Origin of the sequence: Microtetraspora fusca (assembly GCF_001570365.1) — a bacterium.
Classification (GTDB): domain Bacteria; phylum Actinomycetota; class Actinomycetes; order Streptosporangiales; family Streptosporangiaceae; genus Microtetraspora; species Microtetraspora fusca.
Map to the genome: position 1 here is coordinate 230,736 of NZ_BBYK01000047.1, position 19,542 is coordinate 250,277.

General features: G+C 73.1%; 10 protein-coding genes. 9 read left to right on the plus strand and 1 reads right to left on the minus strand.

Features of this window, described 5'->3' with window-relative positions:
- The first annotated feature begins 1 nt into the window (after position 1).
- The 6 genes from AWQ68_RS17650 (at position 2) to AWQ68_RS17670 (ending at position 4,649) form a co-directional block, all read left to right on the plus strand.
- The gene (locus tag AWQ68_RS17650) at positions 2-1,729 is read left to right on the plus strand and encodes an acyl-CoA dehydrogenase family protein (RefSeq protein WP_066941664.1); all 1,728 of its coding nucleotides are present in this window, start codon (positions 2-4) and stop codon (positions 1,727-1,729) included.
- Positions 1,722-2,171: an acyl-CoA thioesterase gene (locus AWQ68_RS17655; RefSeq protein ID WP_245655961.1), complete on the plus strand. Its 450-nt coding sequence runs from the start codon at positions 1,722-1,724 to the stop codon at positions 2,169-2,171. Before AWQ68_RS17650 ends, AWQ68_RS17655 begins: the two co-directional genes overlap by 8 nt.
- A complete protein-coding gene (locus AWQ68_RS17660) occupies positions 2,168-2,953 on the plus strand; it encodes a ferritin-like domain-containing protein (RefSeq protein WP_066941666.1) in 786 nt (261 codons plus the stop codon). The genes AWQ68_RS17655 and AWQ68_RS17660 overlap by 4 nt, the downstream gene beginning before the upstream one ends.
- Positions 2,950-3,795, plus strand: a complete 846-nt coding sequence (locus AWQ68_RS17665) for an acyl-ACP desaturase (protein WP_066941668.1) — start codon at positions 2,950-2,952, stop codon at positions 3,793-3,795. The genes AWQ68_RS17660 and AWQ68_RS17665 overlap by 4 nt, the downstream gene beginning before the upstream one ends.
- Positions 3,796-3,898: 103 nt before the next feature.
- A complete protein-coding gene (locus AWQ68_RS40930) occupies positions 3,899-4,060 on the plus strand; it encodes a cellulose binding domain-containing protein (RefSeq protein WP_245655962.1) in 162 nt (53 codons plus the stop codon).
- A gap of 154 nt (positions 4,061-4,214) precedes the next feature.
- Positions 4,215-4,649 (plus strand): NUDIX hydrolase, encoded by a 435-nt coding sequence (locus AWQ68_RS17670; protein ID WP_066941670.1) that lies wholly within the window; start codon positions 4,215-4,217, stop codon positions 4,647-4,649.
- 81 nt (positions 4,650-4,730) lie between these two features.
- Here the strand turns inward: AWQ68_RS17670 and AWQ68_RS17675 are convergent, their stop codons facing one another.
- A complete protein-coding gene (locus AWQ68_RS17675; RefSeq protein WP_066941672.1) occupies positions 4,731-5,318 on the minus strand; it encodes a GNAT family N-acetyltransferase in 588 nt (195 codons plus the stop codon).
- 165 nt (positions 5,319-5,483) lie between these two features.
- On the opposite strand from AWQ68_RS17675, the gene AWQ68_RS17680 reads away from it, so the two are divergent.
- The 3 genes from AWQ68_RS17680 (at position 5,484) to AWQ68_RS17690 (ending at position 19,541) form a co-directional block, all read left to right on the plus strand.
- On the plus strand, positions 5,484-7,349 hold the full coding sequence (locus AWQ68_RS17680) for an HSP90 family protein (protein WP_066941673.1): 1,866 nt from the start codon (positions 5,484-5,486) through the stop codon (positions 7,347-7,349).
- The gene (locus AWQ68_RS17685; RefSeq protein ID WP_066941675.1) at positions 7,346-9,949 is read left to right on the plus strand and encodes a tetratricopeptide repeat protein; all 2,604 of its coding nucleotides are present in this window, start codon (positions 7,346-7,348) and stop codon (positions 9,947-9,949) included. Before AWQ68_RS17680 ends, AWQ68_RS17685 begins: the two co-directional genes overlap by 4 nt.
- Positions 9,950-10,169: 220 nt before the next feature.
- Entirely contained in the window at positions 10,170-19,541 is a 9,372-nt protein-coding gene (locus AWQ68_RS17690; RefSeq protein ID WP_157545393.1) for a calcium-binding protein, read from the plus strand.
- The last annotated feature ends 1 nt before the right edge of the window (position 19,542 follow it).

Consider the following 19,542-nt stretch of genomic DNA (forward strand, 5'->3'; position numbering starts at 1 on the left):
GATGACCGATCTCCCACCGCCCCGCTCGATGCCCGACACCGTCGGGCTGAACCCCTTCACCGCCAGCCCCGTACTCCCCCGCATCCTGCACCGCTGGCTCGACGGCGACGCGGCGCGGTGGGCGGCCGAGCACTGCGTCGGCATGGGCGAGCTCGTCGCCGGCCCGCTCGACGAGCTCGCCGCGACCGCCGACCTGAACGGCCCGCGATTACGGCCGTACGACAAGCGCGGCGTGCGGATCGACGAGGTCGAGTTCCATCCCGCCTGGGACGGCGTGGTCGACGTGGCCTACCGGCGGTTCGGCATCGCCGCCATGTCGCATCGTGAGGGGGTGCTCGGCTGGCCGGGCCGCGCTCCCGAGGTGGCGAAGCAGGCGCTCTTCTTTCTCCTCGCCCACGCCGACCGCAACGTCGTGACCGGCCTGACCATGACGGACGTCCTGGCCCGCGTCCTGCGGCTCTACGCCCCCGAACTGGCCGAGAAGTACCTGTCCCGGCTCACGGCGACGGACGGGACCCTCTGGCAGGCCGCGATGTTCCTCACCGAGAAGGCCGGCGGCTCCGACGTCGGGGTGAACGAGACCGAGGCCCGTCTCGACCCCGACGGCTCCTGGCGGCTGTACGGCGACAAGTGGTTCTGCTCCAACTGCCAGGCGGACCTCATCCTCACCCTGGCCCGGCCGCAGGGCGCCGGTCCCGGCACCGACGGGCTCGGGCTGTTCCTGGTCCGGCGGACGCTGGAGGACGGGTCGCGGAACGGGTACGTGATCAACCGGCTCAAGGACAAGCTCGGGACGCGCAGCCTCGCCTCCGGCGAGGTGACGTTCACCGGCGCGTACGCCGAGCTGGTCGGCGGCCCGGGGGTGGGCTTCCGGCAGATGACGGAGATGCTCAACCAGACCAGGGTCGCCAACGCGGTGGTCGCCGCGGCCCTCGTCCACCGCGCCTACCTGGAGGCGCGCGAGCACGCGACGGGCCGGGCGGCGTTCGGCCGGCGGCTCTCCGACCAGCCGCTCATGCGCGAGGTGCTGGCCGACCTCACGCTCGCCGCCGAGACGTCCACCCGGCTGGCCTTCTACACGGCCGGGCTGCTGCAGCGTTCGGACGCCGGCGACCGGGTGGCCGGCGTGCTGCTGCGCACCCTCACCCCGCTGGTCAAGTACCACACGGCGCGGCAGGCGCAGTGGGCCTGCCACGAGGCGATGGAGGTGCGGGGCGGGAACGGCTACATCGAGGACTGGCCCAACGCGCGGATGGTCAGGGACGCCCACCTGCTGTCCATCTGGGAGGGCAGCGGCAACATCATGCTGCTCGACTTCGCGCGGGCGCTGCGCCGTACCGGCTCCGGGCCGGCGCTGGCGGAGGCGCTGGCCGCGCCGCTCGGCCCGGTCGACGGCCCGCTCGGTGCGTCTGTGCGGGAGAAGGCCGCGGCGTGGGCGCGGGAACTCGCCGACTGGGAGCGGCTTTCGCCGGAGGAGGGCCAGTTCGCGCTGCGCGGGCTGGCCGAGCGGTGCCTGCACATCCTGGCGGCCGGGCTGCTCGCCGCCGACGCCGCCGAGGACCTGCGCGGCGGCGACGCGCGCCTCGCCGTACTGGCCCGGCGGCACGAGCGGGCCTGGAGGTCCGCGCCCGAGCCGCCCGACCGGGCGCTGCTCACCGGCTTCCCCGGGCTGATAAGCGGAGCCGCGGTCGCCCCCTCCGCGCTCGACGTGGAGGCGCTGCATGGGTGAGCACATGGATGAGTACGCCGTCCCGCTCGATGTGCGGTTCCACGACATCGACGGGCAGGGGCACCTCAACTCGGCGGTGTACCACTCGTACGCGGAGCACGCGCGGTGGTGCCACCTGCGCTCGCTCGGGGTGCTGCCCGAGGACCTGCGCGCAGGCGGCGTCGGCCCCGTCCTGCTGGAGTCGGCGATCCGGTTCCGCCGCGAGGTGCGGGCCGGGCAGACCCTTCACGTCACCGTCGCGTACGAGTGGGGGGAGCCCCACCGGCGCACGTTCGTGCTGCGGCAGGCGTTCCTCTTCGAGGACGGCGCGGTCGCGGCCGAGATGGAGAGCGTGTGCGGCCTGCTCGACCTGAACGCCCGCAAGCTGATCACCGACCCGCGCGGCTATCTCGCCGGCCTGTCACCGGCCGCCCACGACGCGTTCGACGGAGGTGCGCGATGACCGGCGTCCTCGACTTCGACGAGCTCTTCTACAAGCACGAGCGGGTCCGCTGGTCGCCCACCCGCGACCTCCCGCCGTTCAGCGAGATCGACCGTTCGAAGATCGACGGCGACATGGTGGACGGGCTCGTCGTGCTGGCCCGCACCGAGTTCTCCTCCATCCCCGCGATCCTCGACCTGGTCCGGATCTTCCGGCACGACGCGGACCTGACGGCCTGGCTGTCGATCTGGTTCGCCGAGGAGGTCCGCCACCACCTGCTGCTGCGGCAGTGGGCGGAGGCCGCGGGCCGCGACCCGGAGGGCATGGTGCCCGAGCTGATTCGGCCGGAGCTGGGCGACCCGCCCGCCATCGCGACGCTCGCCGTCAACGTGCTGGGCGAGGTCCGTACCTGCCGGCTGTACGGGGCGATGGCCGCCGCCTGCGAGGAACCGGTGCTGGCCGCGCTGCTCAAGAAGATCGCGGGCGACGAGGGGCGGCACGCGCAGGGCTTCGTGCACTACGCGCGCAAGCTCGCCGCGGCCGACCCCGACGCCGCGGTGCCGGTGCTGCTGCGCGTCGGGCAGTTGTGGTGCGACCCCGACAGCGGGCTCGCGGACGCCAACCCGGCGGCGGAGAACTACCAGGAGGCCGAGACCGCCGAGGCGATGGCGGAGTTGCACCGCCGGTGGGTGGACCCCGACCGGGAGGCCCGCGCCATCTGCTCGCTCTTCGGCGACATCGCGGGCCTCCCCATCTCGACGCCCTCCGATTTCGCGACCCTGAGGAAGCAGGTCCGAGCGTGATCGACTTCGACCCGCTGGAGAAGCACCTCGCCCGGCTCCTGGAACGGCACGACCGGGCCCGCGCCCCCTGGACGTACGACGACCTGATCGAGCGGATGCAGGATCGCCGGCTCGACGCGATGGTCCGCCGCCTCGGCGACGGGCCGGTGGACCTCGCGTCGGTCCGGGCCGCGTGGGCCGCGGGCGCGGGGCCGCTCCACCCCGACCACGCCAAGGCGCTGGAGACGGCCTACCTCGGCGAGACGAACCTCCCGTGGTACGCCGAGAACCTGTACGCCCACCTCGGACGCGGGCATCCCCTGCTGGCCGACTTCTTCCGGCGGTGGGTGGCCGAGGAGGACCAGCACGGCCGGGCGTTCGAGATCTATCTCCTGATGGACCGGGCCGTGCCGTCCGCGGAGATGCTCGACGCCAAGACGACGATGCTGCGCGCCGGTCGTCCCGCACCCGCCGTGGACCCGTTCGAGATCATGGTCTACACGTCCATCCAGGAGCTGTCGACGCGGGTCTTCTACGCGCGGCTCGCCCGCGTGGTCGCCGATCCGCTGCTGGCCGACCTGCTCCGCCGCGTCCAGGCCGACGAGTCGCTCCACCTGGCCTTCTACCGGGACGCGGTCCGGCTCGCGCTGCGGCAACGGCCGGAGCTGGCGGAGGTCGTGCACCGGGGGCTGATGGGCTTCCGCGAGCCCGTGACCGTGCTGCCCGACTACGAGGAGCGCAAGGCGCTCATCTGGGACACGGGGATCAGCAACCTGAAGGTCTTCCGCACCGAGGTCGTCGAGCCGCTGCTCACCTACTGGGGCCTGGAGGACTCCGCCGCGCGGGCACGCTGGGCCGGCTGACTCCGTCCGTTCCGTATCCGGCCGCGGGCGTGTTCGGCGCCCGCGGCCGGACCGGCGGTCCATAAGGGGAACGCCCTCTCCGTGGCCGCGCCGGAACGCCACGGTGTCCCCGGCCAGTGGCCAGGTCACCGCCAGGAACGTCTCCTACAACGCGAGCATCCCGCCCGGCGGCTCGACCGACTTCGGCTTCCAGGGCACGCACACCGGCAACACCGGTAAGCCGACCTCGTTCGCGCTCAACTCCATGACGTGCGTCATCGGCTGACGCCCCTGGTCGATGCGGCGTGGCGCCCACCCGGCCGCCACGCCGCTCTCGTCCGCCCGCTCCCCGTCTCCGAACATGGTTGGCTGTTGCGTCCGCGCCGACCGGCTACCACCGGTGCACGGTTCCCCATCGCGTATACGACTCAGGAGTTAACGTGCCGGAGAAGGTCACGAGGGAGAAGGTCCTCTGCTACATCGTTCGCGACGGGCGGCTGCTGGTGTTCCGGCACGTCGACCACAGCTACGAGGAGGTCGGCGTCCAGGTCCCCGCGGGGAGCGTCCGTCCCGGCGAGACCACCGAGGCGGCGGCCCTGCGCGAGGCGCGCGAGGAGACCGGCCTGCACGGCTTCTCGGTTGTACGCAAGCTCGGCGAGACCGAGTACGACATCAGCCCGTACCGGTACGAGGTGCAACACCGGCACGTCTTCCACCTGGAGCCGACCGAGCCCACGGCCGAGCGGTGGACCAGCCAGGAGGACCACGACGGCGAGCGGGAGCCGACCCGATTCGAGTGCTTCTGGATCCCGCTGGAAACCGCGCACATCCTCCAGTCCGGCCAGGGCGCCCTGATAGGCCGCCTCTTCGACTGACGTCCGTACGCCGGCCGAAGGATGTGGGCGGGTCCGTACCGCGTCAACGGGACGGGGACGCCGGACCTCGCGCGACCCGGGCTACGGCTCCCGCGGTCGGTCGTCGGTGTCGAGGCGGGCGTGGATGTGCATGTCGTGCCAGCCGTCGAGATGGCGTACCTCGCGGCGCTTGGTCCCCTCGGCGGCGAAGCCCGCGTGGTGCGCCACCCGGCAGGAGGCCGCGTTCGCCGTCGAGTGGTGCAGCTCGACGCGGTGCAGTCCGAGCGTGGCGAAGGACCACGCGGTCAGCGCGGTGAGGGCGCGCGGGGCGATCCGGCGGCCCCGGGCGGCGGGCAGCACCCAGTACGACACCTCGGCGAGCCCGTGCGCGAAGTCGAGCCGGCGCAGGCTGATCTGGCCGACGACCTCATCCGTGTCGACCACGGCCCATCCTGCGCCGGTCTCCTGCCGCCATCGGTCCGGCCAGGCGTCGATCCAGTCGCGGGCCTCGTCGTCCGTCATCGAGCGGCAGTGCCAGCGCTGGATCGCGGGGTCGGCGTAACCGGTGACGACGGCGGCGCGGTCGGACCGCCGCCACGGCCGCAGCAGGACGCCCCCGACGGCGATCTCGGGCTGGGCCAGCGACGCCATCCGGCCCGGCGGCAACGAGGGTTCTATAAGTGACGGCATCTGCCGATTATGGCGACGTCGACTCGGTGCCGGAGTGGGCAGCGGCTCGGGCGGCGGAGACCGGGCCCAGTGGGACGGCGGCTCGGGCGGCGGAGACCGGCCCGGTGAGACGGTGGCTCCGTCGGCGTCGGCGTATTGTCGCAGCGTGCCGCTACGATCGCCCGCATGTTGGCTGACAAGTCAGTAAACGAGCACTCTTTCCAGGTCGACTTGCGCGGCCTGGTCGACCTTCTTTCCCACCACCTGTACTCCAGCCCCCGGGTCTACCTGAGAGAGCTGCTGCAGAACGCGGTGGACGCGGTCACGGCGCGACGGCAGGCCGACCCCTCGGCGCCGACCGCGATCCGCATCACGGTGGACGAGGCGGGGCTGCGCGTCGACGACCCCGGTGTCGGCCTGACCGAGGCGGACGTCCATCGGTTCCTCGCGACGATCGGCCGCTCGTCCAAACGCGACGACCTGGAAGGCGCCCGCAGGGAGTTCCTCGGCCAGTTCGGCATCGGTCTGCTCGCCTGTTTCACGGTGGCGGAGCGGATCCGGGTGGTGACGCGGTCGGCCGCGGACCCCGAGGCTCCGCCGGTCGAATGGGCGGCGACCTCCGACGGGACGTACTCCGTCCGCCGGTTGGGGCCGGACGAGCGCCAGGCGCCGGGCACCTCGGTGTTCCTGACCCCCCGCCCGGGGGCGGAGCGCTGGTTCGCCCCCGACCTGGTCGTCGAGCTCGCCCGGGACTTCGGCTCGCTGCTGCCGTATGAGGTGACGGTGGACGGGGGCGGGCGCACCGTGCGGACCACGGACAGCCCCGCCGTGTGGGACCGCTCGTACGACTCTCCCGCCGCGCGCCGGGCGGCCCTCCTGACGTACGGCGAGCGCGTGCTCGGCTTCAGGGCGCTCGACGTCGTCGAGCTCGACATCGAGCTGGCCGGCATCCGCGGCGCCGCCTACATCCTGCCGCAGCCGGCGAACCCGTCGGCGGGCGGCCGCCATCGCGTCTATCTGAAGGGCATGCTGCTCGGGGACGCCGCCACCGGCCTCCTACCGGATTGGGCGTTCTTCGCGCGCTGCCTGGTCGACACCGACACGCTGCGTCCGACCGCCTCGCGCGAAGGGCTCTTCGAGGACGAGACCCTCGGTGCCGTCCGCGAGGCGCTGGGCGGCCGGCTGCGTGACTGGCTCACCGGGCTCGCCGCGCAGGAGCCGCACCGTCTCGCCGCGTTCCTCGCCGTGCACAGCCTCGGGGTGAAGTCGCTGGCCAGACACGACCTGGCCCTGTTCAAGATCATGTTGCCGTACCTCGAGTTCGAGAGCACCGACGGCACGGTCACCCTCGCCGAGTTCGCGAGGAGGCACCCGGTAATCCGGTTCACGACCTCCGTCGACGACTTCCGCCAGGTGGCGTCGATCGCCGCGGCCCAGGGCGTGGGCGTGCTCAACGGCGGTTACACGTACGACGCCGAGCTGTTCGCGCTGCTCCCGGCCGTCGCCCCCGACGTCGTGGTGGAGGAGCTCGACACCGAGGTCGTCACCGCCGCGCTCGACCCCGTCGACCAGGCGGACGAGCTGGCCCTGGCCGGGTTCCTCGCCGCCGCCCGCGGCGCGCTCGACCCGCTGGGCTGCGACGTGATCCTGCGCTCCTTCCTCCCGGCCTCGGTGTCGGCGCTCTATCTGGAGTCCCGGGCGACGCGCGGTGAGCGCACCCGCGCCGAGACCGCCGCCGAGGCGGACGGGGTGTGGGCCGAGATCCTCGGCGCGCTCAAGTCCGAGGCGCCCCGCGCGCGGCTCGTGCTCAACCACCGCAGCCCGGTCGTCCGGCGGCTGGCGGGGGTCCGCGACCGGGCCCTGCTGGTCACCACGATCGAGGCGCTGTACGGCCAGGCGCTGCTGATGACCCACCGGCCGCTGCGGCCGGCCGACGTGGCGCTGGTCAACCGCGCGTTCGACGACCTGCTCGGCTGGGCGTCACGCAGCGCGGCCGGGCCCGACGGACCCGAACGGCTCGACGGGGCCGATGAAGGTGAGGAGACGAAGTGAACGTGACGGACATCCAGGCCGCCCTGGACGCGATCAGCGATCTGCCGCGCGGCCAGGTCAAGATCGAACGCCTGGAACGACTCGCCGCCGACGCGAGGGCCACGGACGACCGGGCGCTTGAGGGCGAAGTGCTCCTCGCCTTGATCGAGGCGCAGGAGTGGGGCGGCGAGCGCGACCGTATGCCGATCGCGTTCGGACGGCTCCTGCGGATCCTCGACGACTTCCCGGACCAGCTCGGCGAGCTGGCCGACATGATCCACTGGCAGCTCAAGTGGATGACCTACAACCTCCTGAGCAGCCCGACCGTCCCGCTGGAGACGACCTACCGCTGGCTCGACGAGTTGCAGAGCCGCTACCGGCAGCGCGGATACAGTCCCCGCCCGATCCTCGCCCTGCGCTCGTGCCTCGCCGGGGACCTCGGCGACCACAGGGCGGCGTCCGCCGCGATGGAGGCGTCCATCAGCGCCCCGCGGGACGAGATGGCCGACTGCGACGCCTGCGAGCGCAACGACTGGGGGACGTGGCGGGCCGACATGGGCGACGACGCGGGCGCGCTGGAGCACTGGGCCCCGCTGATCGACGGCGAGCGGTCCTGCGCGGAGGAACCGCACCGCGCGCTGGCCAGGGCGCTGCTCCCCCTGGTGCGTACCGGACGCCTCGACGACGCGCGCGGCGCCTACCTGCGGGGGTACCCCATGGTCCGCCGCGACGCGAACCTGCGTTCGTCCGTGGGGTACCACATCGAGTTCTGCGCGCTGACGGGCAACGAGGCGCGCGGCCTGGAGATCCTTACCGAGCACGCGTCCTGGCTGAGCGGCCCGCACGGCGACGTCTCCGAGCAGCTCGGCTTCCTGGGCGGCGCGGTCGTGCTGCTGCGCCGCCTGGCGGCTCTCGGGCACGGCGACCTGCCGGTCGGCGGGCGGAGCCTCGACGAGCTTCTCGCCCCGCTGGAACGGGAGATCGCCGACGTGTGCGCCCGTTACGACGCCCGCAACGGCAGCACCGTCTTCAGCGAGCGCGTCGCCGCGCGTCTCGCCCGCGAGCCCCTGCTGGATCGGCTTCCGCTCGGGGCGTCGGCGGTGCTGCCGCGGCCGTCCTCCGTGTCCGTCCCGGTCACCCTGCCGCCCGCGGAGCCGACCCTCGACGAGCTGGTCGCCGAGGCGCACCGGTTGTCCGCGATCTGGCATCCCCACGCCGACAGAGCGTGGCGGCGGGTGGCGGTGGCGGGCGAGCCGCTTCCCGACAAGGTGGCCGCGGAGGTCGCGTATGCCGAGGCCAGGGCGCTGGTGGCCGGCGACCTCGCGGCCGCCCACGAGGCGCTGCTCGCGGTCGCCGGGCGTTTCGCCGCCCTGGACGATCAGGCGGCGGCGCTCCGTGCGCGGGCGGGGGCCGCCCTGGCCGGGTTCCACGCGGGAGATCCGGCCCTCGCCGGAGAGCTCGCACGGACGGTCAGCGCGGAAGCGGACGACGCGTACGCCGCCGGGAAGCTCACGCCGGACGACTACCTGACCGCGCGCCGGGCCGTACCCGCCATCGCGATGGGGGCCCTCGCCGGACGGGACGACCCGCCACGGGCCGAGGTCGAGGCGGTGATCGCCCTCCTGGAGGCCGAGCACGCCCTCGCGCTGAAGCACGGCGTGACCCTGCGCGCGGCCGCCTACGAGGACATGCTGGCCCGGGTCCGCTACCAGTCGGGCGACCAGGAAGGGGCACGCGCCCACCTCGTCGCGGCGGCGACGCGCTATGTCGAGGCCGGGGCGAGCTGGCACGCCGTCGACCCCCTGCACATGCTTGCCGGGGTCACCCTGGACGAGGACCCGAAGGAGGCGGAGGAGCTCGCGAACCAGGCGATCGAGCACGGCGGCGCCCTCCTCGCGCCCGACCAGACCGCCCAGTTGAGCTCGCTGATCGTCGACGCCGTCTCCCGGCAACCCGGGCGCGAGCTCGACCTGGTCGGGGCGGCGCTTTCCGCGGCGGCCCGCTGGCAGGGGATCTCCGAAGCCGACACGCTGCACAACACCTTCGCCGCGGCGCGCGCCTACCACTCCCTCGGCCGCCACGCCGAGGCCGCCGCGCTGTTCGAGGAGGTGATGCCGAAGGTCGAGGTCCCGTACACACCGCCGGTGGTCGCGATGACGCGCGCCCAGTTCGGCGAGTGCCTGCGCGAGCTGGGGCGGCATCGCGACGCCGCCGAGCAGTTCGTCGAGGCGGCGCGGCTCGTGCAGGACGACCCCGAGAACGCGCGCATGCACGCGGAGCTGGCCTGGTCCGCCGCGCTGGCGCTGGAGTACGCCGAGGAGACACCGCAGGCGCTGGCCGCCTACCGGCGGGCGGCCGAGTTGTGGGGCGATCTCGGCGAGGTGGTGCCGCGCGTACGCTGCCTGCGGTCGGCGGCCTGGCTGATCCATTGGGAGGACGCCCCCGGCGACGGCGGCGACCCGATCGACCCGAGGGAGCTGCCGGGCCCGGTCGCGATGCGGGCGGTGCTCGCCGAGCTTGAGTCGCTCGCGGAGCAGGACGCCTCCGAGGAGGTCATGGCCGAGCTCGCCACGACCCGCGAGCAGCTCGAGTACATGATCCCCGACGGCGAGGACGATTGACGCGCTCCCCGGCGTGAATGAGGTTCGGCCCGTGTCTCGGTAGCCGTCACGGCACGAGACACGGGACGCGCCGATTATCCCGAAAACGACCGGCGGAGCGGGCACACGCTGCGGTTGGAGTGGTCGCCAAGCCGTTCACAAGTGGCCCTGATTAGACAGACCCCCTGTATGTCCGCTGTCCGGTATGGGGGTCTTGGTGTTAAGACAGCGATTAATAGGCGTGTTATGCGTTCTCGGGGTGCTGGCGGGACTGGTCACGGGGGTGCCGGAAACCGCCGCAGCGGCCGCGCGGAGGGACGCGGAGACCACCGCGTTCCTCTCCGCGGTCGAGCGCTTCGCCGGACTCGGCGAGGACCTGGCCGGGGTCGGCCCGATGGGCGAGCGACTGCCCCTCGTGGGCCTGGTCCCCGGAGGCGAGGACGGTCTGGGGCTGGCGGACCTGTTCCGGGTCGCGATGTACGACCGGCTCAAGGACCTCACCAGCCTTGACGACCTCAAGGACGAGTACGAGATCACCGGGCCGCGCGCGGGCCGGCTGCTGACGAAGGCGAGCACCGAGGGCGGAACGAGGCGCCTCGACCTGACCCTGGAGGTCGCGCGGAACGTCGCCGACCGGCCGGTCTCCGTCGAGAGCGCGCAGCCCAAGATCTCGCTGGCCACGTCGGGCGGCGTCGACGTCTCGCTGAAGCTCGGCGCGAAGCTGTCCTTCGGCTACGACCCGGCGACCACCGCCGTCTGGCTGAGCACGGACTCCACGCTGACGCTCCAGGCGGACGGGCGGCTGGTCGCGGGGGCCAAGCCCTCGGCCGCCTTCGGCATCCTCGGCGTCGACCTGTCGCCCGGCTCGGCGCTGTCCTTCACGTCCACGTTCACCTCCACGTCCTCCGACCCGAGCGGCGACGGCCGGCTCGACCTGCGCGAGCTGGGCGCGAAAGGCGCGGCGGCCGGGTTGTTCGCCTTCTCGAAGAAGGGGTCGGCGAACGCGGGGCTGGGGGTCACCGCACAGCCGTTCGCCGGCGCGCCGGTGGCGGGCGCCACCGCGACGGTGAACGTGAGCTGGCCGGACATCGCGGCCGGCGAGCCGCAGGTGAGCGTGAGCCAGGCCGACCTGGACCGGCTCAGCCGCTTCCAGTCGCTCACCCCGAAGGACCTGCTCGACGGCCTCGCGCACCTGTCCAACGCGATCACCGCGGTCCAGCGGGCCCGCTGGGACGGCCGGGGCGACGTCGACCTGCCGTTCATGCGGGGGTCGCTGGCCGACGCGGTCCGCGTCTCCGAGGCGCTCGACAAGTTCGTCACCGACAGCGTCGACCGGAACACCGGGCAGCCCACCTTCACCTCGATCCAGGACATGTTCGCCGCGCTCGCCAAGGCGCGCGGCCTCCCCGGAGGCGCGATCATCAAGGTCGCCGACGCGGGTTACGACGACACCACCAAGAAGATCGTGTTCACGCTGGTCGTCGACCGCACCGTCAACCCCGTGCCCGAGCCGCTCAACCCCGCCGGGCAGAGCAGCAGCGGGTCGGGCGCCGGCGTCACCTACACGGCCACGACTCTCAAGCACGCCGGCCAGAAGTGGACGCCCGGCCAGTTCGCCGGACGAGTGGTCGCCGCGGGCACGTCGACCGGCGTCGTGGCGGACAACACCGCCGACACCGTCACCGTGGCCCAGGACGGGTGGCGCGGAGGGGTGCCCGCCGCCGGCACGCCGTACCGGATCGCCGCCGCCGACCCGATGATCGGCCAGGTCTCCTTCGGCGACGTCTTCGCGTCCCGCTCGGGGCTCGCGCAGGCCAACGCGGCCACCTCGGTGGCCGGCGTGATGCGCGGCTACCACGCCGCGGCGACGGTCGTGCTCGACCTCGCCGACGCGGCCACCGGGCAGGCGTGCGCCGCCCGGCCGGACGGCCAGGGGAAGGCCTGTCCCTACAAGCACACCAACCCGGACGGCACCTCGACCGTGGTGACCGAGCTGCCCAGACCCGCAGACCGGGTCATGCTGCGCACCGGCCGCGAGCTGTTCGGCGCGAACGTCTCGGTCCGCAGCTCCGTCGACGTCGACGCCGTCGTCGGCTACCTCGGCGTACGGCTCACCGGAGACCTCTCCATGTCCGCCACCGGGGGCGGCGACCTGGTGAAGGTCGGCCTCAAGGACGTCGGCGACATCCCGCTGACGCGGCTGTTCGAGCGGCTGGCGAGCGACCCCGGCGCGGTCGTGACGTCCCAGGTGAACGCCAAGGCGCAGGCCACGCTGACGCTGGGAGTGCCGGGGATGGCGGACTTCTTCGGCGGCAAGGTCACCGGCGACGTGGAGATGCCGGACATCCGCAAGCCGGACGAGCTGGCTTTCCACGGCTTCGACCGGCTGGGCAAGGTCAAGGACTTCGCGTTCGATCCGGACAACCCCCGCGCGCTGTTCGGCACGCTGATCAAGTCGCTGGGCGCGCTGGCCGCCTACCTCGAACACGTCCAGGGCAGCGGGCAGGTCGGAAAGGCGATGACGACGAAGCTGCCGCTCCTCGGCCGCTCGGTCTCCGACCTGGTGGCCGCCGAGGAGATGGGCTCGGGCCCCGGCGTCGTGTACGGCGACGGCGCCTGCGGGAGCGAGAACGGCTTCGTCACCGACCCCTCGCGCACGTTCACCCAGGCGCACATCGGGCGCGGCGTGATCATCGGCACCCGCCTGATGACCGTCTCGGCCGTCTGCGGCGAGCACACGATGGCGTTCACCGCGAAGTTCGGCCAGGCACCGCCCGAACCGGGTGCCGCGTACGCGCTGCGCTCGCCGCTCAGGGACGCGATCGACCGGCTGACCGCGGCCCCGCCGGACACGGTCCAGGCGCTGGTCGCCGAGCTGAACAAGGCGCTGGGCGGCCAGGCCCGCATCGGCTACGGGGGCGGCCGGCTACGCCTCTCCCTGGCGTACGACAAGAAGGCGGCGCTGAAGGAGCCGCTGCGCTTCTCCTTCGGTGAGCGCAGCCTGGTCGCCGCCTCGGGTTCCGGCACCCTCGACGCGGCGATCGACGGCCAGGTGCGGCTCGCGTTCGAGGTGGCGCTTCGGCGCGACTTCGACCTCTCCCGCGACCTGCTGATCGACACCGGGTCCAGCGTGGACCTGGAGGCGAAGGCGCAGCTCGACGGCGTCGTCAAGGCCGACGTCGGGCCGCTGCCCCTCTCCATCGGCAAGGCGGGCGACGACCCGCTGCAGGCGCGGCTCGACTACGGCGTGGGCCTCCGGTATGGCGGCGAGTCGGAGCAAGCGGTGCCGGCGGCCGAGTTCTTCTCCGGGCTCGACCTGGCGCTCAACGAGACGAGCGAGCCGGTCGCCTGCGACCGCGACCCCCGGCGCGACGAGACCGACCTGGCGCTGTGCGCGGTGCTGCCCGCCTACCTGGCCGGCAATCCGATCACCGCGGACGGCAGGCACTCGCTCGTCCTGCGGCTGCCCAGAGTGGCCCGGCTCGCCGAGATGTTCGACCTGACCGCGAAGCTGCCCGGTGACATCGACCGGCTGGAACTGCCTTCCTTCGACTTCTCCACTCTGCCCGCCGGGCTGGAGCTGGACTGGAGCAACCTCGGCGAGGGCATCGACCGCTACCTGGCCGCGCTGGAGACGGGCATGCGCGTCGCCGCGTACAACGGCAGGCTGCCCCTGGTCGGCCACGACCTCCAGCAGGGCGCCGACTTCATCGGCGCCAAGCGCGCGGAGGTCAAGGCGGCGATGGGCAAGGTGCCGAGCGACACCGGCAAGAGCCTGCGCGAGTGGTACAACGCCGAGCTGGCTCCCAAGATCGGTTTGGGCGTGGAACCGGTGATCACCTGCGTGCAGGCTCCCAAGCCCGACAAACCGGAGGCCTGTGACGAGGCCAGGGGCGCCGAGCTGACCGGCATCACGTTCAAGATCAGTGTCGGCAAGGGCGTCGTCGACCCGGCGAAGGGCTGTGTCGAGGACTGCGCGAGCCTGGAGCGGCGGCTGGACATCGGCATCCCCGGCCTCGCGCTGCGCCAGGGCCCCGGCAAGGGCGTACGGGCCCAGGTCGGCTGGCGGATCGAGGCGACCGTCGGCCTGGACCGGACCAGCGGCTTCTTCCTGGACGCCACGCCGGACAGCCGGCCGCGGGCCGACATCGGCGTGAACGTCTCGCTGCCCGAGGAGATCAACGCCAGGCTGGCCATCCTGGACGTCACCCTGAAGAACCGCACGCCGCAGTCGCCCGACCTGTTCACGGGCACCTTCGGCGTCGGGCTCAAGCCCGTCGGCCGGATCGGGCTGGCGCAGCTCGCCGACGCCGGTGACCTGGTGGAGACCTCGCTGCACGCCAAAACGGCGATCGACTGGCGCTTCACCGTGAAACCCGGCTCGCCGATGCTCCCCGGGCTGTTCGGCGACTTCCACCTCGACTGGGATCTCGCCAAGGGAGGCGCCCCCGACCCGGCGAACCTGTCCATCGCCTTCACGAACGTGAACCTGGAGGCCGGCGACTTCTTCCGTACCGTCCTCGGCCCGGTGGTGACGCAGGTCAAACGGCTCACCGATCCGGTCCGGCCGGTGGTCGACCAGCTCTACGCGCCGATCCCGGTGCTGTCGGACCTGAGCCGCGCCGCGGGCGGCGGTGACGTCAACCTGATGACGATCGCCGAGAAGTACAACACGCTGGGCGGCGGCAAGGCGACCCAGTTCATCGAGCGGGCGGCCGAGATCCTCAAGCTGGTCTCGTCCCTGCCCGACTGCCGCGGCGAGCTGCACATCCCCCTCGGGGACTTCACCGTGGCCGGGGACCGGGCGCTCACCACCGAGAACTCGCCGGACGTGGCGGACTCCCTGATCAAGGATGTGACCCCGAAGACGGACAACCTGTTGGCCGCGCTCGACCAGGGAGCGAGGAGCTGCGCCAAGGCCAAGGCCGCTGCCGACGAGCAGGGGCCGATGACGCGCTCCAAGAACGCCGGCTTCAGCTTCCCGGTGCTCGACAACGCCGGCCGGTCGATCTTCAGCCTGCTGATGGGCAGGGACGTGGAGCTGGTCGAGTACGACTCCGGCCCGCTGCGTCTCGGCTTCACCTACAGCCAGTCCTTCGGTCCGGTCTACGCGCCGCCGCCCGTCATGGTGGTCATCTCCGGCACCGCCGGGGTCGAGGCGCGGATCAAGGCGGGCTTCGACACGTACGGCATCCGCAAGGCGATCGAGCAGGGCGAGGCCGATCTCCAGATCCTCGACAGCCTCTACCTGAAGACCACCGACGAGCGGGGCCGGCCCCTGCCCGCGATCACGCTGTACGGACGGTTGGAGGCCGGGGCGGCGATCGACCTGCTGCTCGTCAGGGCGGGAGTGAGCGGCGGCATCGCGCTGACCGTCTCGATGCTCTGGGCCGACCCGAACAACGACGGCAAGTTCAGGTTCTACGAGTTCTCCGGCGTCCTGCTGCGCAACCCGCTGTGCCTGTTCAGCATGGACGGCAAGCTCACGGTCTATCTGAAGGCCTGGGTGGAGATCGGATTCTCGATCTTCAAGAAGCGTTTCGACTGGACCATCGTCCAGGCCACGCTGCTCGACTTCTCGGCGAAGCCGAAATGCGACGAGGACCCGCCCAAGCTCGCGACCGAGAGCGGCGGCGCGCTGGTGCTGCACATCGGCCCGATGCGCGGGGCCAGGGGCGGCAGCACGGCCAAGCCGAGCGACGACGCCGAGCAGTGGACGGTCAGCCAGCTCCCCGGCGACGAGGGCTTCGTCGTCAGCGCGCTCGGCGTGCGCGAGGAGCACCACACAGGCGGCCTCGACCGGGTGCTGGCCGACGGGCGCGGCGCGAAGGGCTCGTTGCGGCTCGTCTTCCAGGGGTACGCCGACGACTCCGGCACGCCGTACCCGTTCGACCGGAAGGTCGTGGCGTTCGGCGGCGACGGCGACGACGTGATCCTGGCCGGTTCCGGGACCAACATCGTGGACGGCGGCCCCGGCAATGACCAGATCACCAGCGCCGACCAGTACGACGAGCGGGGCAAGCGGGTCGCGATCGTGGCCGGCGGTCCCGGCGACGACCAGATCACCGTGGGCGGCGCGGGCGGCTGGGTGGCCGGTGACGGCCGCCTGACCCCCGCCACCCGGAAGGTCGGCAAGGTCGAGGTCGCCGACTGGGACGCCGAGGGGCTGCCCGGCGCGCCCGCCGACGGACCGGACGACGGCGACGACCGGATCGCCGCCGGGCTCGGCCGCAACCAGCTGTGGGGCAACGGCGGGGACGACACCATCGGCGTCGCCTCCGACAGCCCGCTGGCCGCCACCGACCCGTCGCCCCGCTACCGCGCCCAGCCGAGTCTGCTGGTCGGCGGGCCGGGCCGGGACACTCTCACCGGCGGTTCCGCCGGCGACGAGATCTACACCGGGCCGCGCCAGGAGTTCGGGCCGGACGCCGCCGGACCGGCCGACTCGGGGCCGAACTACGTCGACACCGGCGGGGGCGACGACAAGGTGTACGGCGGCCAGGCCGTCGACCTGGTCGCGGGCCGCTCCCGGCCCGGCGAGGTCGTACGGATCCTCGGAGGCGGCGGCGACGACGTCCTCGCCGGAGGGTACGGCAAGGACGAGATCTTCGGCGGCCCCGGCGACGACTGGGTCATCGCCGAGCCGTCCGACGTCGGCGAGGCCGAGGGCCGCGACGACTACGGACCGGTCAGGAAGGTGCGGCACCTGCCGCTGCCCGCGGGCGTCGAGCCCTCGGCCAAGCTGCTGGTCGGCGGCGACGGCGACGACCACATCGTGGGCGGCGACGGCGGCGCGACGATCTTCGGCGACCGGCTGCGGGCCGAGCCGTGCGAGGAGCACGACGGCGACGGCGACGGCCGCGACCTCATCCTCGGCGGCGCGGGCAAGGAGACCATCTCGGCCGGTGGCGGAGCCGACCGGGTCGAGGCCGGCGGCGGACAGGACCGGGTCTGCGGCGAGCGGGGCGACGACGTCCTGTTCGGCGGCGCGGGCGACGACTCGGTCAGCGGCGGCTCGGGCGACGACATCGCGTTCGGCGACGACGGCGCCGACGAGGTGACCGGCGGCCCCGGCGACGACACCCTGTACGGCGGAGCCCAGGACGACACGGTCGTGGGTGAAGCGGGCGACGACACCGCCTTCGGCGGCTCCGGCGACGACCTCGTCATCGGCGGCAGCCGTACGGCCGGCAAGGCCGACGGGGGCGACACGCTCTACGGCGACGCCGGGAACGACCGGCTCATCGGCGACAACGGCGACGCCACCGGGCCGTTCGACCTGGACGGGACGCCGGAGAAGGCCGGCGGCCCGGACGTGATCCACGGCGGAGCCGGCGACGACACCGCCTTCGGCGGAATCGGGGACGACGAGGTCCACGGCGACGACGGCGACGACCACCTGGAGGGCGGCAACGGCGCCGACCGGGTGTACGGCGAGGCCGGCGAGGACGAACTCGTCGGCGGCGGCTCCGGGCCGTACCCGGACGCCGGCGACATGCTGTTCGGCGGCGACGGGCCCGACGTGATCGCCGGTGACAACGCGATCCTGAGCACGTCCGGCGCGGCGACCCCGGTCGCCGTACGGACCGGCCAGGTCCACACGCACCGGGTCGAGCTGCTCGCGGGCGGCTCCGGCGCCGACGTCGCCGACGGCGGCGCCGGGAACGACGCGATCTTCGGGCAGGGCGGCCCCGACCGGCTGCGCGGCCAGGACGGCGACGACTACGTCGAGGGCGGCCCGGGCGTGGACTGGGTCGAGGGCGACCGGGGCGACGACGACCTGGTGGGCGGCTCGCACGTCGCGGCCGACTCCACCGATGACGGGGCCGACGACGCGCTGTTCGGCGGCCCCGGCGACGACGTCGTCCTCGGCGACAACGCCCTGGTGACGCTCGCGGGCGAGCCCGCCCGGGTGACGATCCGTCTGGGTTCGGCCGGCAAGCCGATGACTCCGCGGGCGGTCACGCTCCTGGGCGGCGGCTCCGGCGACGACCGCATCTCCGGCGGCTCGGGTGTCGACGTGCTGTGGGGGCAGGACGGCGACGACTACATCTCCGGCGGCGCTGACGGAGACTACGTCGAGGGCGGCGGCGGCGCGGACCAGATCCGCGGCGACCTCCCGCTGTCGGCCGAGTCCACCCAGACCACGTCGAAGCCGCTCGACGACCCCGGGTGGAAGGGGGTCGCGAGCGAGCCCGCGGAGCTGGAGGGTGACGACACCACCCCCGGCCAGGACGACCTGATCGGCGGCTCGGCCCGGCCGGGCGCGGCCGACGGGGGCGACGCGATCGAGGGTGGCGGCGGAGCCGACATGCTGCTCGGCGACAACGGCTCGCTCGTCCGCACGCTCACGGCGAGCGGCGAGCGCGTCTACACCGAGCGCTACCCGGCCGGGCAGGTACCCGCCGACGCGACGCGGAGCCGTACGCACGACCCGGCGCTGCCCGGCGACTCCACCAGGTTCTGCACGGAGGCCCAGCCGACGTGCGAGCCGGAGGGCGCCTTCGGCGACGACCGCCTGTACGGCGACGCGGGCGACGACGGCCTGTGGGGGCAGGACGGCGACGACCGGCTCTACGGCGGCCCCGGCGACGACGACATGTTCGGCGAGCTGGGCGACGACGAGATGTACGGCGGCGAGGGCGAGGACGCCATGCTCGGCGACCGCGGCGGCGTGGTGAACGAGCGGATCGACGCCGGGGACGCGCAGCGGCTCGGCTTCACGGTCAGCCTCAACGCCCCGCCGAAGGAGACCTACCGCGGATTCCCGCTCGGCTCCTACGACCGCCGTACCGACCTGCTGCACGACGCGGACGGCGACGCCTGGGTGAGCGCGGCCATGCCGCACGACGGCTTCGCCGCGGGCGGCGACGACCGCATGCGCGGCGGACCGGGACGCGACAGCATGCACGGCGGCGCCGGCGACGACCTGATCAACGGCGACAGCGGCGGCGACGAGGTCTTCGGCGACGACGGCGACGACGTCATCTGGGGCGGCAAGGGGTGTGACCCCGTCCTGGACGCGGCGACCGCCGACTGCCTCAGCGGCGGCGCGTTCGACCCGGCCGCCCGGGGCACCGGGGACCGGTTCGTCGATCACCTCTTCGGCGGCGCGGGGGCCGACCTGCTCGACTACAACCCGCGCGGCTCCTACCCCGACGCGTGCGCCCCCGGGCGCAGGCCCGACGGCACGCTCACGACCGTCGTCGACCCCTGCCTGTGGTTCCGGATGACGGACAAGGACAACGCCTCGGCGGCCGACGACCAGCACCACCAGGGCGTCGACTGGCAGTACGGCGGCGCGGGCCGGGACGTGCTGCAGGGCGACCGGACCGCCAACGGGCCGAACCCCGGCGACAAGATGATCGACTGGAACGGCTCGTTCAACCTCTACACCCACTGCGGCCCGGCCAACGGCGGGCACAACATCGTCCGCCAGCACTCCCCCGCGATGCTCGACTTCCTGGCCAAGGTGGCCTGGGGATCGGGCGCGGGCCGTGCCTTGGGCGACCCGTCGGCCCAGCGGGAGCTGGCGATCCCCGCCAATGACAGCGGCTCGCCGTACCCCACCTCACCGGGACACTTCGACTCGCCCGTCGCCTGCGCGGGCTGAC

Bases quoted from the DNA above. Each gene is read 5' to 3' on its own strand.
- AWQ68_RS17650 (WP_066941664.1), top strand. From the start codon at position 2: ATGACCGATCTCCCACCGCCCCGCTCGATGCCCGACACCGTCGGGCTG.
- AWQ68_RS17655 (WP_245655961.1), top strand. From the start codon at position 1,722: ATGGGTGAGCACATGGATGAGTACGCCGTCCCGCTCGATGTGCGGTTC.
- AWQ68_RS17660 (WP_066941666.1), top strand. From the start codon at position 2,168: ATGACCGGCGTCCTCGACTTCGACGAGCTCTTCTACAAGCACGAGCGG.
- AWQ68_RS17675 (WP_066941672.1), bottom strand. From the start codon at position 5,318: ATGCCGTCACTTATAGAACCCTCGTTGCCGCCGGGCCGGATGGCGTCG.
- AWQ68_RS17680 (WP_066941673.1), top strand. From the start codon at position 5,484: ATGTTGGCTGACAAGTCAGTAAACGAGCACTCTTTCCAGGTCGACTTG.